This window comes from Oculatella sp. LEGE 06141 (assembly GCF_015207605.1).
Lineage (GTDB): Bacteria > Cyanobacteriota > Cyanobacteriia > Elainellales > Elainellaceae > Oculatella.
On the sequence record NZ_JADEWO010000010.1, the window covers coordinates 123,503 to 140,596 of the forward strand.

A 17,094-nucleotide genomic window follows, 5' to 3' on the forward strand; every position below is an offset into this window, starting at 1 on the left:
CCTTCCACCAACTGGCTCTCTTACGATTCATCACCCCTGGTTGGGCAGTGGTAGAGATGGTATTTGTAGCCATCAAATACACGGCGATGATATTGGCGATCGGCATAACACTGCTGCTCTCTCAAGTTGGCAGAGCTGTGGTAGTTGACTAGCCACACATCAAAGGGGCGTTGCAATTGAGACAAAATTCGCCGCAGTTTAGGGGTGGGGATGTGGCAGTTGGGGTCGTCAAGAGACGCACACTTTTGGTGATCTAAGAAAAAGAGCGGTTCCGGTGCAAAACTAGAGTGTTCTTGCCGTTCTAGCTCCAGAGCCAGACCCATCATGCGTCCGGTCTGCCCGTGCGTTTGGTGAGAAATGGTAATCAATATCGGCACGTGAGAGGCGTTCAAGATTTCGTGAATAACGCGATCGGGTTGATGGGTCTTCTGGTAGGCCATGTTCCACCCGACAGAAAGGCTACCGATCATCCCCATCACTACGATCGCAACCACCGCCCATCGGCCAGGTTGAAACGGCTTAAACCAGGGTGACATGGCTTTGCGATCGCCCTTGTCAGCACTCTGCCACTCGCTGGCTAATGCTGCGCCTGCGATGGCTAGAACCGCCGGAAAGTAAAAGAAGTGGTACCGAAAGGCGCTAGATAAATCAATGGCGAGAATGTAAGTAATGCCCAAAAACATGGCGATCGCCACGCCCACTAAGCCACCCAGGACTTGAACCGAGACCCGCAGGCGAGGGTGGTCATATTGGGTTTTTAAGCCGCGATACAGTTGGGGGACTGTCCAGAGAACGAGCAATACCAGAATGATCGCCGAAACAATCCCAGTCGGTTGCGAGACCGACTGAATCGGCAGCAGGTAAAGCATGGTGATCCATCCGGCAATGACTCGCGGCAATGGGTCGAGCCAGTCGATGCCAGCGCGATCGCTCTGCACAATCCACTGAGTGAGATCGCCATCCTGAACCGTTTGAATCGTGGGCAACCACACCACAATAGTGGCGGCAGTGCCCAACGCTACAGCAAACAGCCTGCCCCAGTAGGATGGATGCCAAACACCCCGCTCTCGCCAGCTTTGCATTAAACCCAGCAGAATCACAACGATTCCTTCTGCAATTAACGTTAGCAAAAAGAAAAAATGAGTCGCCATGCCCAGGGCATTCACAATCACCCACAAAACGCCTATCCAGTGGGGTAGCGGACGGCGCTGTTTAATGGTTCGTGCCGCCACAATGAGACAACAAAACGATGCAATGCTCCACAACACTGGCAGCGTATAGTGGCGGGCTTCTTGAGCCAGATAAATGCCAAACGGAGAAACCGCCATTAACACTGCCGAGCAATGCCCTACCAGGCGCGATCGAAATGCCAGCCAGCCCAGGCCAAACATGGCTGGAATAGACAACACGCCAAAGAGAGCGGAGAGCGATCGCACCTGCCATGCTGTAACCAAGCCATCTGCGGTCGGTGGAAAGAGCTGTAGCCACAGATGCGTCAAAACAAAGTAAAGCGGCGGGTGGTTGCTCTCTGCGGCTAGAGAACCCACCACCGAACCGACACCAGCCTGTGGATGGGGACGCAAGAGTTGCAAGAGTGAATCGAGCGGAATCACCCGATCGAGCGGAATCGTGCGAAAGCTGTTGCCGAGGCTAAAAACAATGGTTGAAAACTCATCCGTCCAGAGCGGCTTCAAATCAAGGTTAGTGAAGCGTAAGCCAGTGCCAATGGCTATCCAAACCAGCAGCAAAATTGGATGAAACCAGGGATGTTCAGAAAACGCTTTTAGCCTGTGCCACATTGCAGATCCACCAGTGCCCTAGCCAAAACATCATAATCTGACAGTGTGTTGTAAAGCTGCGCCGAGACTCGCACCATCCACGGTGGGGAATGCCAGGGAACGACCGGAACTTCAATCTGGTAGCGATCGAACAAACTCTGTTTTAGCTTATCAGCTAGCCTCTCAGCAGTTCCCATCGATAAGGGAACCACTGCCATCGAGCCAATCATCTCTTCTGGACAGGGAGGCGCTACATTTAAGGCATCACACAGGCGTTGTCTGGCGGCCAATGCCATCGAGCGGTTGTGAGACATAACAGCGCTCCACCCTCCTGGCATCAGCGATCCAATCAACCGAATCGCCTCCGGCACACAGAGATAGGCCGTTGGGTCTGCGGTTCCTGTCCAGTCAAACTCCAGGTGAAAGCGAGAACGGTCAGTACGGGGTGAATTAGCGCCATGACTAATCACCAGTGGACGAATTGCCGCCTGTTTCTCTGGTCGTACGTAAAGAAATGCGGCTCCTTTAGGGGCACAGAGCCATTTGTGGCAGTTTCCGGTGTAGTAGGTTGCTCCCAGTGCGTTGAGTTGCAGCGGTACCATTCCCGGCGCATGGGCACCATCAACCAAAACGTCAACGCCCTGAGCCGTTAGGGACTGTACGATCGCCTCAATTGGAAATATCATTCCAGTCTGGCTGGTCACATGATCCAGGAGAACCAGCCTGGTTCTGGACGATAGGTGAGCCAACAGGATGTCTAGAATGCAATCGGCAGAGGCGATCGGAAAGGGGATATCTGCAACTATAACCCTGGCACCCGAGCGTTCTGCCGCAAAATTCAGGGCGTTGCGAGAGGCGTTGTACTCATGATTGGTGGTTAACAGTTCATCGCCAGCCTGAAAGGTGAGAGAACGCAACACCGTGTTAATGCCCGTTGTCGCATTGGGGACAAAGACGACATCAGCTTCATCGGCACCAACAAAGCTGGCTAACTCGTTCCGGGCAGCATCTAACAGCGGTTCTAATTCTCGTTCAAAGAAACGCAATGGTTCCAGTTCGAGCTGTGCCTGGAGCGATCGCTGCTTCTCTAATACTGCCGTTGGGCAAGCGCCAAACGAGCCGTGATTGAGAAACCGAATCGACGGATCAATCGACCAATGCTGAGCATAGGGACTAGATAAGGTCGGTAGACTTTCTGACAGCATAATGGCCAAGGTCAGTCATTAAAACTCATACACAGAGTCAGGAGCCACAGGTCGGGCGGCAGGTTGAATGGGTTGAGAAGGTCTGATTGGGACTCGCGGTTCTCACCGCTTACTCACCCTCATAGCTTACTGATGTTGGCTTGGCGTTGGCGCAAAATAAACTCGGCGATCGCCAAATCAACTGGAGTTGTTACCTTCAAATTGGTTTCTTCCCCTTCCACAATATGCACTGGCAAGCCACACTGTTCAAATAAAGCCGCATCGTCCGTTACTTCCCACCCCTGTTCCACACCTTCAGTGTGACAGTGAAGCAAGGTTTGCACCTCAAAGCCCTGTGGGGTTTGAGCCGCCCAAAGCTGGTTGCGATCGGGCGTACTTTCAATCACTTGAGTTTGGGAATTGACGACTTTAATGGTGTCTTTAACCGGCACCGCCGCAATGAAGCCCGAGTAGGTTTGCAGCGCTTCAGAGCAGCGATCGAACAGTTCCGGCGTTACCAAACAGCGGGCACCATCGTGAATCAGGACGCGATCGGCCTCATTTGGAAGCCCTTGTAACCCACAGTAAACAGATTCTTGCCGGGTGGTTCCCCCTTGAATGAAATGAACCGATTCCCCCAGTCCTACGCCAAGCCCAATCTCCTTGAAATCCGGCCAGTCGTGCGGTTGACCAATGATGCCAATCCACTCGATATGGCGAGAAGCCTTAGCGGCTAGCAGCGTCCAGGCTAACAACGGCTGGCCTAATAGCGGCAACAGCAACTTATTCCGGGTGTGCCCCATCCGTCGCCCTGACCCGGCTGCTGGAATAAGTAAGTGCACGATCGCTCCCTTATGACTCCTTTCACACTGTGCCACACATCAGCGCCATTTCTACCCAGATGCCGCTCGTTGAAGCCCACTAGCGTTACGTCCTGCGATTACTTTGTCTCCATCCAGTTGGAGCCAGCGTGTACTTCAACCATCAGCGGCACACTTAGATCGGCAGCCGATTCCATCGTTGATTTGATTTGGGGTTGCAGGTCGTTCCAATCGTCGGGATGGACTTCAAACACCAATTCATCGTGAACTTGCAGCAACAGGTCAGCTCTGTAACCACTCAGTACGTCGGTTAACTTCACCATTGCCACTTTGATGATGTCGGCACTGGAGCCTTGAATGGGGGCGTTGGCCGCCGCCCGCAACATCTGAGCGTCGTATTGGTCGCGGGTTTTCACTTTGCTTAAATCAATGGCTTCAGGTGAGTTGCCCCGCAGTTTGCGGATGCTGTCGCTACCAAAATTGAAATAGCGCCGCCGCCCCATGATGGTTTCAACGTAGCCGTGTGCGATCGCCTCTTGCTGCATTTTCTGCAAATAGCCAAACACCAGAGGATAGCGTTCGTTGAAGCGATCGATAAACACCTGAGCCTGCGAACGGGCTACCCCCGCTTCCCTGGCAAACCGAGAAGCACCCATGCCATAAATCACGCCAAAGTTGATGATCTTACCCAATCGCCGCTCTTCAGAGGTAATGGTTTCCTTCTCTAACAGCAGTTGTGCCGTCAGCGTATGCACATCCTGATTGTTGCGGTAGGTATCTAGTAAGACGGGTTCCTGGCTCAGGTGCGCCAGAATGCGTAGCTCAATTTGTGAATAGTCAGCCGCCACCAATAGCCTTCCCGGTTCGGGCACAAACGCCGCTCGAATTTGACGGCTAAAGGCCGTACGGATGGGAATATTTTGCAGGTTCGGGCTGGAAGAGGATAGCCGTCCGGTCGAGGTAATGGCCTGGTTGAAATCGGTATGCACTCGCTGAGTCTTGGGGTGAACCAGAACTGGCAAACCGTCTACATAGGTGGATTTCAGTTTGGATAAGGTGCGATGCTCCAGGATCAAATCCACAACGGCATGATCGCCCTGTAACTTCTCCAGCGTCGCAGCATCGGTAGAGTAACCCGTTTTAATTTTGCGCGATTTGCGGCGATCGAGTCCCAACTTTTCAAACAGCAAATCGCTCAGTTGCTTGGGCGAGCCGAGGTTAAAGGTTTCTCCAGCCAGCTCATAGGCTTTGGTTTCGATCGCCGCCAGGTCTTTCTCTAGCCGTTGCGAAAATTGCTTGAGATACGCCTGGTCAATCCGAATACCGCGATACTCCATCTCTGCCAGAACAGGCTCCAGCGGCACTTCCACTTCTAGCAGCAGCTTAAGCAAGCGTGGATAGTCTTCCAGTTCTGCCCTTAGCTTTGGCCTCAGGTTATAGGTAACATAGGCATCCATGCCGCAGTAGTTCGCCACTGGCTCAATGTTGAGATCGGCAATGGTTTTGCCTTTGGGCACCAGGTCGCTATAGCTTTGAGACATCACTCCCAGATACTTCAGCCCTAACTCGCTCAGGCTGTGGCTGTTGTCTGGGTTCAGCACATAACTCGCCAGCATCGTATCGAAAACCACTCCCGTCAGCTTAATGCCCTGGCAACGGAAGATCAGGCGATCGAACTTAGCATTTTGCAGCACTTTGGGATAGTCGGCACTTTCCAAAATGGGACGCAACCCTTCCAGGGCGATCGCCAGATCCAAATTATTTCCGGCTTTATGCCCCAGGGGAATATAAGCCACATCGGTTGGTTCCGCCCCCCAGCAGCAGCCAATTCCCACCAGGTCGGCATCATGGGGCTTCAGGGCACTGGTTTCTGTATCCCACGCCACGGGAGTATCTGGATCGGTAAAGGTTTTGAGGCGATCGATCAATGCCGTTAGCTGCTCAGGCGTGTCGATAATCTGGGGTTTGAGGTCGATCGTAGGCCGATTTTGCGCTTCCTCTGTTTCTTCAGCGCTAAAAAACCACAGATCTCCATCTTCCTTAAAATCGGGCACGGTTTCCTGGGCAGCCAGAACCTCTCCCGTTCTCTCAGAAAAGTCGGTATCGGATTCTTCAGACGGGGTACCGCCAAACCGCCGCTGAATTTGCCCAATTTTGCTAATAAACGAGCGAAACTCTAGCTGTTCTAGTAAAGGCATTAAGGTGTCATTGTCAAAGCCTTGCAGTTTGCAGTCCTCCAGGCTCATCTCTAGCGGCACACCTAAATGAATCTGCGCCATATATTGCGAATGGCGAGCGTCATTTGCTCCTGCTTCCAGTTTCTTTTTAACGGCACCTTTGATCTCGTCTAACGAATCATAGATCTTCTCCAGTGAGCCGTAGGTCGTTAGTAGCTGAACGGCAGTTTTCTCGCCAATGCCCTTTACACCCGGAATATTGTCGGATGGATCACCACAGAGGGCTTTGTAATCTACCACCTGCGAGGGCAAAACGCCCAATTTCTCTTTGACTTCCTCAAACCCAAATTCTCTGGGTGGCGGCGTTCCCCGGCCATAGGTAGTGCTGAGGTAGAGAATAGTGGTTTGATTCTCCGGATCAACCAACTGAAATAGGTCGCGATCGCCCGTCAACACCTTCACCCGAAACCCTTCCTGGCTGGCTCGTCGAGCCAGCGTCCCAATCACATCGTCGGCCTCGTAGCCCGGAGCCGTCAAAATCGATAGATTGAGCGCTTCCAGCAGGGCTTTGAGGTTTTCTAAATCAGGCTTGAAGTCTTCCGGCGCTTCGGGTCTGCCTTCCTTATAGGTTTCATCTGCATCATGCCGAAATGTTGGCATTCCCAAGTCAAAGGCCACCGCCACATAGTCTGGTTTCTCAAGCTCAACGGTATCCAGCAAGGCTTTTAAGAAGCCATAGCTAACACTCGTTGGAATTCCAGTTGAGGTTCGCAGACCGCCATCGCGTCCTTTGGCATGGGCAAAATACGAGCGGAACGCCAGGGAATGTCCGTCAATAAGCACGATCGTCGGTTGGATTGCAGTAGAAGCTTGAGACATATCCGAAGTCAGATGGGATTAAACCTGAGACAGCGAGTCTGCCAAATTAGTCGCGGCAGATCTCAATGTTTCTAGTCTAGATGGGTACTAGTAGAGAAGACTGGTCTTTACCACTTGTCTCCATAAATTGAGTCTGCCGATGTCCAGATTCGGCTTCGGGCACCTTATTTTCTGCCGAAAAGTCATGTCTGACTGCACCACAACTCGGTTGAACAGTCCGCCCCTTCCAGGTCGATCGGTGGCGCGTGAGCCAGAGGAACTGTTCCGGCCAGAAAGGGGCGCATCTAGAACATGGTTTACATCTACGTTCGCTTAACCTTGGTTGTCGTGGCCTGCCTGTCGATGCTGAATAAACTTGCTAAACCGCCGCATTTTTTCTTGTTATTCCCTAATATTTTTGGCTTCAAGGGCGGCATTCAGGTTTATTCGGCTTACCTGCTAGAAGCGCTACAAAATCTTCATCCCAATGCCCACTACAGCGTTTTTCTCAAATACGATGCTGACGTTTCACCCGGCGATTCGTTCTTAGAACAAACGACGTTTCACTGTTTTGGTCGTTTGCCTCGCTGGCTGCAAAGCCTCGCCATGCTGCTGAATATTGTTCTACGGGGAGTTTGGCACCGTCCAAAACTGCTGATCTGCACTCACGTCAACTATGCTGTCGTTGGGTTTTGGTTAAAGCAAGTGGCTCGGACGCCTTATTGGGTGGTTATCCACGGCTTAGAAGGTTGGAATATTGCCAATCGCCACCAGGTTCGAGCATTGCAACAGGCCGATCGCATCATTGCGGTTAGCCACTACACGCGCGATCGCCTCATCCAGGAACAGCGGCTTGATCCACAAAAGGTGGTTGTTTTACCCAATACGTTTGATGCCGATCGGTTTCAAATTAACGCCAAACCCGCCTACCTGCTGCAGGAATATAGCCTGACTTCAACCCAGCCAGTTATCTTAACCGTGAGCCGACTGGGGCGTTTTGCTCGCTACAAAGGCTACGATAAAGTCGTTCAAGCCCTACCCTACATTCGTCAGCACATTCCCCAGGTACATTATCTAATTGTGGGGAAAGGAGACGATCGCCCCCGCATTGAGGCATTGATCGACCAACTCAATTTGCAAGATTGCGTCACTCTGGCTGGTTTTGTAGCCGACGAACAGTTGTCTGACTATTACAATCTTTGCGATATCTTTGCCCTGCCAAGCCAGGGGGAAGGATTTGGCATCGTTTATCTGGAAGCGCTTGCCTCTGGCAAACCCGTGTTGGCTGGAAATCGAGACGGCTCCAGCGATCCATTAGCCAGCGGTAAGCTGGGATGTCTGGTCGATCCAGACAATATTGAGGCGATCGCCCAAACGCTCGTCCAAATTTTGCAGGGTACCTATCCTAACCCTCAGCTCTATCAACCCGATCTGCTCCGCCGCAAAACCGTTGAAGCGTATGAGTTTCCTCAATTTCAATCGACCCTACAGCAACTACTCAAAACATTAACCTGACCCCAACGGCCAGCAGAGCAACGGCTGATAAGCTCCCTGCTAAAGCTAGCGGTTTAACTTAAGCCACGCTGAGACCGTTTGCTTTTCATGGCACTAATGTTGAGCCGCCGAGATTGCTCCAGGCGGTTGGCTTCGGTATCGGCGTGAATCTTGACCTGAACGGGGCCATATCGCTCCCGAATCGCACCTTCGACCCGTTCTGCAATCAGGTTAGCCGCAGACATAAACTCTGGATGCAAGATCAGATGCATTTCAACTAAAACCTGTCGGCCAACCAGCCCTCTAGAACGAACGTGATGACATTGGGTTACTCCTTCCACTTGATAGGCGATTTGTGCCAGAGATTCAGGGGCGATCGCCACCTGTTGCACCAGGAGAGGCAGTTGCCAGTTCAGCACCCGCCAGAGGCTAATCACCGTCAAACCAACCAGAGCGATCGCCATCATTGGATCGAGCCAAACAAAACCCTGCGATACGCCCACCAACCCAACCAGCACAACAATGGTCAGCCAGGTATCGCGCAGCATATGGTCTGCATTGAGCCGCAGGGCAGAACTCTCCAGCACCCTTGACTCGTAGCGCTCAAACAATACCAGACAGGTGTTAATTGCCACTGCCACGCCCAACAGTTGTACCAACGGCAGATCAATCTGAGTTGGAAAGGGCAACGGCTGGTTCTGGGTAGCCGCCTGAAGCTGCTCTACCGAGAGATTGAGCAGGTTAAACCCGCTGAATCCTAAAAACGCAACCAGTAAAAGCACACCTGCCGTTTCTCGTTTGCCATAACTCCACACTTCGCGACCAATGGGGCGAGGAGCAGATGTAACCGCCAACAGACTCAAACCAATGCTAAAACTGTCAATTAATGTATGTAGTGCGTCGGCTAACAAACTGAGCGATCGGGTTGCCCAGCCAGCCCAAATCTTCACTGCTAAAACTAGTAGCGTGATCCACAGGGTCACTAGTAGCAGTTGAAAACTTGCTCGTCGCCGATTACGTGCCTCAGTCATAGCCCACAGGCTAGCACGGAACATCACCATTGCATGACGGTATGATGCCCCACAGTCATTCCAGTTGCAATTCTAGATTGAACTTCAAATCAAACGGACGGTTGGTAATCGGGCATTGGGCGCTAGACTGGCTAATGTCTGGTCTAACGTTCTTTAACCATTCATCATCATGATGCAGGACACAACTGCAAATCTGGCTCCAACTCCAGGCTCCACTCCAACGACCAACAACATTCGGTTACTCGTCCTGGACATTGACGGCACCATTGTCGGGGAATCTAACGAGATTGAACGTCCGGTTCTGGATGCCATTCAAGCGGTACAGGCTAAGGGCATTCAGGTTGCGATCGCCACCGGTCGGATGTATCGGTCGGCCTTGCGGTTTCATCAGGCGATCGGCTCAGGCTTGCCCTTGCTGTCTTACCAGGGAGCCTTCATCAAAGACCCCAGCACGGGAACGGTGCTGCGTCATTGGGCGGTTTCGCAGCAGTCTGCGCTGCAACTGCTGGATCATTTCGAGCAAATGGACGCTCAACACCTGCTTTCAATTCACTTTTATATTGATGATCAGCTCTATGTGCGCGAAATCACGTCTGAAACGGAGCTGTATGCCGAACGGTCGGGTGTTGATCCCATTGCAGTTGGAGATTTGCGGCAGTTCTTGCTAACCGACGCAACCATCGCCCCTACCAAAATTCTGGCGTTGAGCCAGGAACCGGATGTGATCGATCGCCTGCTTACCGATCTGCGTCAGCGCTATACCCCCGCAGAGCTGTACTTTACCAAGTCGGTTGCCACTTTTTTTGAAGCGGCGAACCCGCTGGTTAACAAAGGGGTTGCCGTTCGATATCTAGCCGAAGAGCTTTTGGGCTTACAGGCCGATAACGTCATGACCATTGGCGACAACTTCAATGACGTGGAGATGCTGGAATACGCCAGGATTGGGGTGGCAATGGGTAATGCACCAGCAGAGGTAAAGGCGATCGCCGCCTGGGTCGCTCCAGAGGTTGAAGTGAATGGAGCCGCAACTGCCATCGAACAATTCTTGCTCTAGCGAAAGCGCTGAACAAATATTGCAGCCATTTTCATTTGCATTCACCACGCCTCAAACCCTACACCTCACACCCATCCTGGCGAGACTGTGGCTGACTCGATTGAGAACTGCTGTAAATAGGGCTGAAATTCTTATTAGGAGGGCGCAAAGCGTTGTAGCGTCTAATTAGCAGGAAGGGCATCGACGACTGACCGTGTTTCGTCTCGATGCCCTCGCTGGTTCGCTCCTCACACAAGACAAATGATATCAGACGATAAATCTGTTTGTCATCTTTTTGAAGGAAATGTTGCAAACATGTGACGAACCAGGACATTGCCCGTTGTCATTCATGGGTTCAGCGTGATTGGGGATATTTGAAATCTGGCTTGAAATCTGGCAAGGGCGCTGCATTCGCCCCCAGAGTTCCAAGAGTAGACCCCAAAATTGACCCAGAGGACTTGCGACCTACTTCTTCACCATCTCCCCGGCCTGGGGTTGATCGCCTGCGGCAAGCCAGAAGAAGCGGTTCGAGTGAGGCTCAAATCCTTTAAGGCATCCCTTCAGAGTTCTAACGGTGCCAGTAACTGCAAACCCTCTTGCAAAATGGTTTGCAGCACCACCTGCGTAATTCGCACCAGACCCAAACGGGTTTGAACCAGGGGCAACTGAGCTGTTTTTGCCTCCCCCCACAGGCGACAAGCTGCATAAAACCGTTGGAAAGACTGACTGAGCGCCAGTGCCAGCTTTAACCCGCGTGCTTGATAGTCTGCTGTCGGTGGCAATTCAGACAAGGCATCCAAAACCGTGACGAGTTGGGCAATTAGCGCATATTCGCTGGGATGCTCAAGGCGGAGGCGATCGCCAGACAACCAGGGCAACGGATACGGCTCAGTGACCAGCCAACCAGGCAAAGAAGCCTCACCCTCAGCCGGATTCAGTCTAATCAAGCCTTCCTGGTCGGCAAGACGCAGGAGTGAGCAACATCGGGCATGAACATGCTGAACTTTAAAGATATTGGTGGAATTACGTAAAATCTGGTTATTATTTTCAGTATTGCCCCCGTTAACTGAATTACATGCCATTGGCATGTAATCTACTAGAACTTGCAGCCATTCTGCTGTCCCGGTAGGGTTTAACCGAAAGTAAATCCATCCAGGGGAAATCGCTTGAACATCAAACCCTTGCCATACTCTATCTACGGATGGGGAACAGGTTGCTGCACTGGCTACTTCAATCGTTTGAGTGAGGTCAACCGCAATTTGTTGAGCAATATCTGTGGCCGATCGATTTTGGGTTCCAGTTAATTTGAGGGCGATCGCTGACGTATACTCCATTTGAGTCCCTGTATTCACTCGATGAAGTGGAACAAAACTGGACAAATATTTGGTTGGTGAATCATTATTGGTTTGTTCTATTGATGAGTTTTTTTTCGGTGAGTCAATGACGTTCTGTAGCCTACTAACTAGTAATGGTCGAAGTGCAAGCGATACGATAGTGGTATCAAATGGGTTCACGGCAATATCAGCATTTCTTCTGAAGTTATACGGTTACAGTTTGACGGCAGCTTGACTTTAAATGTGGAGATGTTCCTGTAGATAGATTGACGTTTCGAGAGGAAAAGATAAAGCGTATGCCGTAATTAGTATGGCTCCGTAATTCCCTCTACCTCATTCGATAACTATGAAGCTAAGCTGGTTCTACCCTGTCAACTGATTTGGTGTGGGGAGTCGAGTCAAGCTTGTCAAGTATCCGTTCAGTCAAGAGTCCAAACTATACCTCTACTGATTCTCAGAACTCCCTAAATTATGTACTCAGTATCTACACAACAGTCTGAAACATCTCGTCCCTTCCTGACCTGGCAGCGCATTCTAGATTGGGCACAGGAACACTATCGGTGCCGCACCTTCGGCAAGGATGAAAAAATCCCGGCGCGTGCCGGATTGCTGTATCTAGTTCAACGGGGTTCGGTACGGCTAGTTGGTGAAGCGCAAGTCAGTGCGACAACGAGCGCCTCGTCTCGGGTTCCCCGCGTCAACTCAGAGGAAGCGTTTCTGGGGTTTGTTGGAGCCGGACAACCCTTCGAAATTGTGGCTCAATCTCCCTTTACGCTTCAGAGTTTTGCTCATGTGGATCAAACGGCTGTCATTTGGCTCTACTGGCACGATTTAGACAACTGGCCCCATTTTCGTCGTGAAGTTCTTGATGCGTTTCGCCATCAACATCAGCGCAAGCTGCTGTGGCTAAGTACCCTGGGTCAGCGCCGTACCATCGATCGCCTGTTAGGGTTTTTGACCCTGCTGATTGAAGAGTTTGGAGAACCCTGTGATGAAGGCTATTGCCTGCCCTGGGCACTAACCCATGCTCAAATCGGCAGTGCAATCGGCTCTACTCGCGTTACCGTCACTCGGTTGATGGGTAAATTACGCCAGCGAGGTTTGATTCGCACCTATGGCGACAACTTGCTGTGCCTGCCGGCTGAGTCGATCGCGTCTAGAAGCCGAGGCTAAGCAAGGCGGGTCGAGTGTGTTTCATCTACTGTTGATTTTTACAGCCCCCATTTCGAAATTTCATCAACGAATAGACACAAATCCGGCTTGATTGAGCAGATTTTGTCCTTGAGCAGTTAGCAGCAGGTTGGCGTAGGTTTCCCCAGCTTGCTGGTCGGCTTGGCCGTCTTGTTTCACAATTACGAACAGACGGCGGGTAATTGGATATTCGCCGCTCTGCAATGCAGTTGAGTTAATTTGGTTGCGCTGAGCTGGGCACTGGGATGGTGCAATCAACGGTTCTTGATAAGGTGCAACCCACTGGTTTGCAGTTACGCCTAACGCCATTGGTTTAGTTGTACATTGCCCCACAATTTCTGGAGCCGATGCATAGTAAATGCCGCCGGGATTCGCAGCAACATCCCGCAGAGCCTGGGTGGTGGTTGGCACAATTTGTACGCTACGACTAAACGGACTGCCGTTTAAAATATTTTCGATAAAGAAATCGACCGTACCACCATCGTTAGGACGAGAATAAACGCTGATTGGTAAGTTGGGGCCACCTACCTGGTTCCAATTAGTAATTTGCCCGGTGTAAATGTCTCGAAGTTGTTCGATCGTGAGGCCAGTCACCGCAAGACTGGGATGAACTGCGATCGCAATGCCCTCAAGCGCTACAGGAATTTCCTTGAGCGTAAAGCCACGTTGTTGCGCCTCTTGATACTCTTCGGTAGTTAAAGGGCGAGAGGATTGAGCAAAGGCTAACTGGTTATCTAACAGCATCCGAATTCCAGTTCCAGAACCGGGAGTCCCGCTCAACGGACTCCGATACTGCAAACGAAACTGGGGAAAAACAGTTTGAATTAAGGGATCTATTTCTCCACGAACAGGTGCCCACGTTGTGCTGCCACCATAGGAAAACAATCCGGAGGGAACATTCGGCACCCCAGCAAAACTCTCAGCCACCGCAGGGGGTGGAGAGGTAGTGGCGGCTGTTTCGTTGGCTGTTTCGTTGGGCAACGACGAACTAGAACCCAGCAAACCGCCTAGCCCCCCAGTAGACTGTCGAGTAAACCACCAAAATCCAGCGCCAAGCAACCCGATTGTAACCAGCAACGAGACAACGAGAACCGGAGTGTCATTCTTTTGCGACATAGGGAAGCCATCACAACAACCACACTACCTAAGATGCCCTAAAGTGTTGGCGGTTGACCCGATTCTAGAATACATCCTGAACTCAATCCCCCAATCAGGTGGTCAGGTTATTGAACCAAATCAAAATCGAAGCCATAGCCCGATCGCGAGCCAGGTTCCACTTCAACCAGTTGTGTGGCTTGATTGCGATCGCCCGAAGGCAAGAACCGAATCTGCCCCGTTGCCCCTGCGATTGAGAAACCAGATGCGGCGATCGCCTGCTGAACTCCCTGGCGAGTTGGATTGGTTTCTAACCCGGCAATTAAAACCCTGGCGGCATCGTACGCCATCGCCGTTCGCCAGTTAACATCTCCACCCCAGAGTTGTCGAGACGTTTGCACAAACTCGGACTGGGTGTTCGATTGCAGATTCCAGGGAACGGCAACCACCATGCCAACGGCGGCATCTCCTCCAACCTGAAGTGTTTTTGACGTGTAAACACTGTCTCCGCCTAAGATTGAGAGTTGTTGTCGATTCACCGTCACAACCTGCAACGCCTGATCCAAGGTCGCGGTGTTGGTTAACAAAACCAGAACATCTGCATCCTGCTGTTGCGCCTGGTTCACTGAATCAACCGCATCAAAGGTTGGGGTAGATAGGTCAAACTCTGCCACAACTTGCCCACCATCGCCATAAATTGCCGTTGTAAACTCATCCTTGAGCGATCGGCTATAGTCGCTGCTGGAATTGAAGTACACGGCTGCATTTTGCTGCTGTGCCTGGTTAACCATGTAGCGCGAGAGAGCGGCGGCTGTGAAGCGATCGCTCGGCACCGTGCGGAATACATAGTTGCCCAAATCTGAAAGCTGAGCCGAGGTACTGGTGGGTGAAACCATCACCAGCCCGCCTTGCTGATATACCTCTCCTGCGGCTAGCGATGCCTCACTGCCAAAATGACCGATTACGCCTAATACGGATGAATCGTCAACAAGGGCATCAGCCACGGCTCTAGAGGTTGCCGGATCGTTATCATCGCTGGCAATCATCACCTTCAAAGGCACACCATTAATGCCGCCAGCCTGGTTAACTTCATCTTGAGCCTGTGCCACTCCCCGCAGAATTTCTAATGCAGGACTCACTGCATTACGAGCCGGAACAGAAACGGCGATCGTATACGCGGTTTGGTCGCCAATTCGAGCATTGTTGAGGTAAATGAGTGCCTCTGGATCGTTACGATTGTTCCGCAGTGATGCTTCTAATTCGGCGATCGCCTGCTCAAAGTTGCCAGAGGCGAGCGCTTCTACCCCTGCTTGCTTTTGGGCAGAAGCGCCCTCTGAGAGCAACACCTGTTGTCCTACACTTAAGCGCTGTCGCACTGGAGTATTGGCATTGGGAGACCGACCAATTTGGGCAGGCTCTCCACCGGTTGGCAGAACATCTCCTAAGTTAAAGCGGCTGAATAACCACCAGACTCCTGCACTCAACAAAACGATCGTCACCAGCAGTGACACGATCAAGACAGGCGTTTCATTCTTCTGAGCCATAAATCTGAGCCGTAAAAATTAGGCACCAAGTTCCCTTAAGCTCAAATTAACCTTTAGAGAAGGGTTGAGAGCAGCTTATAAACCAATCTAAATAAAGTAGTGACGGCCACCGCTATTAATGCCGTTAAGCCTGCTAAAACAATAACAGTTGGGATGGGACTACCAATGTTCACTATTAGACCGAGCGATCGCAGCGGCGGCACAAAAGCAATAATCCCGAATGTCGCAGCCGCAACAACCAGCAAATCAACTTTCTCAATCCAGCGACGGGCTTGGGCAAAAACGAGTATTCCCAACAATCCGATCCAGGCACCCGCGCCAACCAACGTTGTTCCCAGCAGGCTGAATAGGGCGATCGCCAATAACCCTCCTTCAAACCCGGTAAACATGGCTCCACCTAGCAGTTCCAGAGTAGAGAAGCCAGGTCTAGCAGAGGGTGATTGAGCTAAGGGTTGATGGGCCTGCCCAGATGCCGCTGAACTGGGCGCAGGTGTGGGAGCGGGTGCCGCAGAGCGTTGAGGCGCAGGCGATGGTGCTGGTGACGGCGACGGTTGGACGGGCGGCGGCGGTGGTGGTGGTGCAGCAGAACGCCTACCCGGAGCCGAAAGGGCTTCAACGACCTCATCAGCCGATGAAAACCGCTGGCTCGGTGTGGGCAGCAGCATCCGGTTCAAAATCGCTTCCAGGCGATCGCTCACCTGAGCATAAGCACGCCAGTTCCAGCCATTGCTGTAGGAATCATACAATTCGTTAGGCTGCTTCCCCGTAAGCAGCGTAATGCAGGTGACCGCCAGCGCATACAAATCGGTTGACGGATAGACAACGCTGCCGGCCATTTGTTCGGGAGGCGCATAGCCCATTGAGTAAATTCCGGTGGACGCTTTAGCAGGCTGCCCCACGGCTGCTGCCGTCACCTGTTTAACGGCTCCAAAGTCAAGCAAAAACAGGCGACCATCCCGCCGTCGCATAATGTTAGACGGCTTGATATCGCGGTGAATGGAACCGCTTTCATGTACAAACTTCAAAACCTTGAGGATTTCCGTCAACAGTTCTAAAACCTCCTCCTCGGAAAACCGACCCTTTTGCGCCAATTCTTCTTCCATGTCGTGTCCATCGATAAACTCCTGCACCAGGTAGAAAAATTGATCGGCCTTACCAGGAGTTTGCCGAGGAACATCTAGTTCAAAAAACGCCAATAAATCGGGAATCTGAGGATGCTTAGTACCCAACTCCTCCAGCACCTCGCCTTCACGCTCAAATAGGTTGAGGGCAATTTGGAGTTGATCTGGATTTAAGTCACCTGATGGCTGAAACTGTTTCACCACACATTGACGCATCGCTGGCGTGTAGCGATCGCGTGCTAAGAATGCCGCTCCAAAACCACCCCTCCCCAACAGTTTCAGCGGCAAATAGCGACCAATTAATATCAACGGCATCCCACACGTTGTGCAAAACTTCTGCTGCACCGTCTTTAGCGTGACGTTGTTATCCAAATCGGCAAATTGGTTGACGGGGCGTGGACAACCTGGACGCGTGCAGTAAACTTCCATGAGT

At 51.7% G+C, this 17,094-nt stretch carries 12 protein-coding genes; 3 read left to right on the forward strand and 9 right to left on the reverse strand.

Annotated features, from left to right (window positions below; genetic code table 11):
• Positions 1-20 precede the first annotated feature (20 nt).
• The 4 genes from IQ268_RS09940 to polA form a co-directional block, all read right to left on the reverse strand.
• Positions 21-1,799, reverse strand: coding sequence for a glycosyltransferase (locus IQ268_RS09940; RefSeq protein WP_193878001.1), 1,779 nt, complete (start codon positions 1,797-1,799; stop codon positions 21-23).
• Positions 1,784-2,983 carry an aminotransferase class V-fold PLP-dependent enzyme gene (locus IQ268_RS09945; protein WP_193878002.1) on the reverse strand — a complete coding sequence of 400 codons (1,200 nt, stop codon included), beginning with the start codon at positions 2,981-2,983 and terminating at the stop codon, positions 1,784-1,786. The genes IQ268_RS09940 and IQ268_RS09945 overlap by 16 nt, the downstream gene beginning before the upstream one ends.
• Before the next feature lie 119 nt (positions 2,984-3,102).
• Positions 3,103-3,804 (reverse strand): 2-C-methyl-D-erythritol 4-phosphate cytidylyltransferase, encoded by a 702-nt coding sequence (gene ispD / locus IQ268_RS09950; protein ID WP_193878004.1) that lies wholly within the window; start codon positions 3,802-3,804, stop codon positions 3,103-3,105.
• Positions 3,805-3,902: 98 nt separating this feature from the next.
• Complete coding sequence (gene polA / locus IQ268_RS09955) at positions 3,903-6,839, reverse strand: DNA polymerase I (protein WP_193878006.1); 2,937 nt, start codon at positions 6,837-6,839, stop codon at positions 3,903-3,905.
• Positions 6,840-7,181: 342 nt separating this feature from the next.
• Between polA and IQ268_RS09960 the strand changes: the two genes are divergently transcribed.
• A complete protein-coding gene (locus tag IQ268_RS09960; RefSeq protein WP_193878063.1) occupies positions 7,182-8,333 on the forward strand; it encodes a glycosyltransferase in 1,152 nt (383 codons plus the stop codon).
• A 53-nt stretch (positions 8,334-8,386) separates the two neighbouring features.
• On the opposite strand, the gene IQ268_RS09965 is transcribed toward IQ268_RS09960, so the two are convergent.
• Complete coding sequence (locus tag IQ268_RS09965) at positions 8,387-9,343, reverse strand: cation diffusion facilitator family transporter (RefSeq protein WP_193878008.1); 957 nt, start codon at positions 9,341-9,343, stop codon at positions 8,387-8,389.
• 169 nt (positions 9,344-9,512) lie between these two features.
• Between IQ268_RS09965 and IQ268_RS09970 the strand changes: the two genes are divergently transcribed.
• Positions 9,513-10,397, forward strand: a complete 885-nt coding sequence (locus tag IQ268_RS09970) for a Cof-type HAD-IIB family hydrolase (protein ID WP_339383234.1) — start codon at positions 9,513-9,515, stop codon at positions 10,395-10,397.
• Positions 10,398-10,936: 539 nt separating this feature from the next.
• On the opposite strand, the gene IQ268_RS09975 is transcribed toward IQ268_RS09970, so the two are convergent.
• On the reverse strand, positions 10,937-11,710 hold the full coding sequence (locus IQ268_RS09975) for a DALR anticodon-binding domain-containing protein (protein WP_193878010.1): 774 nt from the start codon (positions 11,708-11,710) through the stop codon (positions 10,937-10,939).
• Between the two features lie 471 nt (positions 11,711-12,181).
• On the opposite strand from IQ268_RS09975, the gene IQ268_RS09980 reads away from it, so the two are divergent.
• Positions 12,182-12,883, forward strand: coding sequence for a Crp/Fnr family transcriptional regulator (locus IQ268_RS09980; protein ID WP_193878012.1), 702 nt, complete (start codon positions 12,182-12,184; stop codon positions 12,881-12,883).
• A 63-nt stretch (positions 12,884-12,946) separates the two neighbouring features.
• Here IQ268_RS09980 and IQ268_RS09985 read toward each other — a convergent pair whose 3' ends face one another.
• From IQ268_RS09985 to IQ268_RS09995, 3 genes are all read right to left on the reverse strand, one after another.
• On the reverse strand, positions 12,947-14,017 hold the full coding sequence (locus tag IQ268_RS09985) for a PstS family phosphate ABC transporter substrate-binding protein (RefSeq protein WP_193878014.1): 1,071 nt from the start codon (positions 14,015-14,017) through the stop codon (positions 12,947-12,949).
• A 107-nt stretch (positions 14,018-14,124) separates the two neighbouring features.
• On the reverse strand, positions 14,125-15,540 hold the full coding sequence (locus IQ268_RS09990) for an ABC transporter substrate-binding protein (protein WP_193878016.1): 1,416 nt from the start codon (positions 15,538-15,540) through the stop codon (positions 14,125-14,127).
• Positions 15,541-15,593: 53 nt separating this feature from the next.
• Positions 15,594-17,090 carry a serine/threonine-protein kinase gene (locus IQ268_RS09995; RefSeq protein WP_193878018.1) on the reverse strand — a complete coding sequence of 499 codons (1,497 nt, stop codon included), beginning with the start codon at positions 17,088-17,090 and terminating at the stop codon, positions 15,594-15,596.
• Between the last annotated feature and the right edge of the window lie 4 nt (positions 17,091-17,094).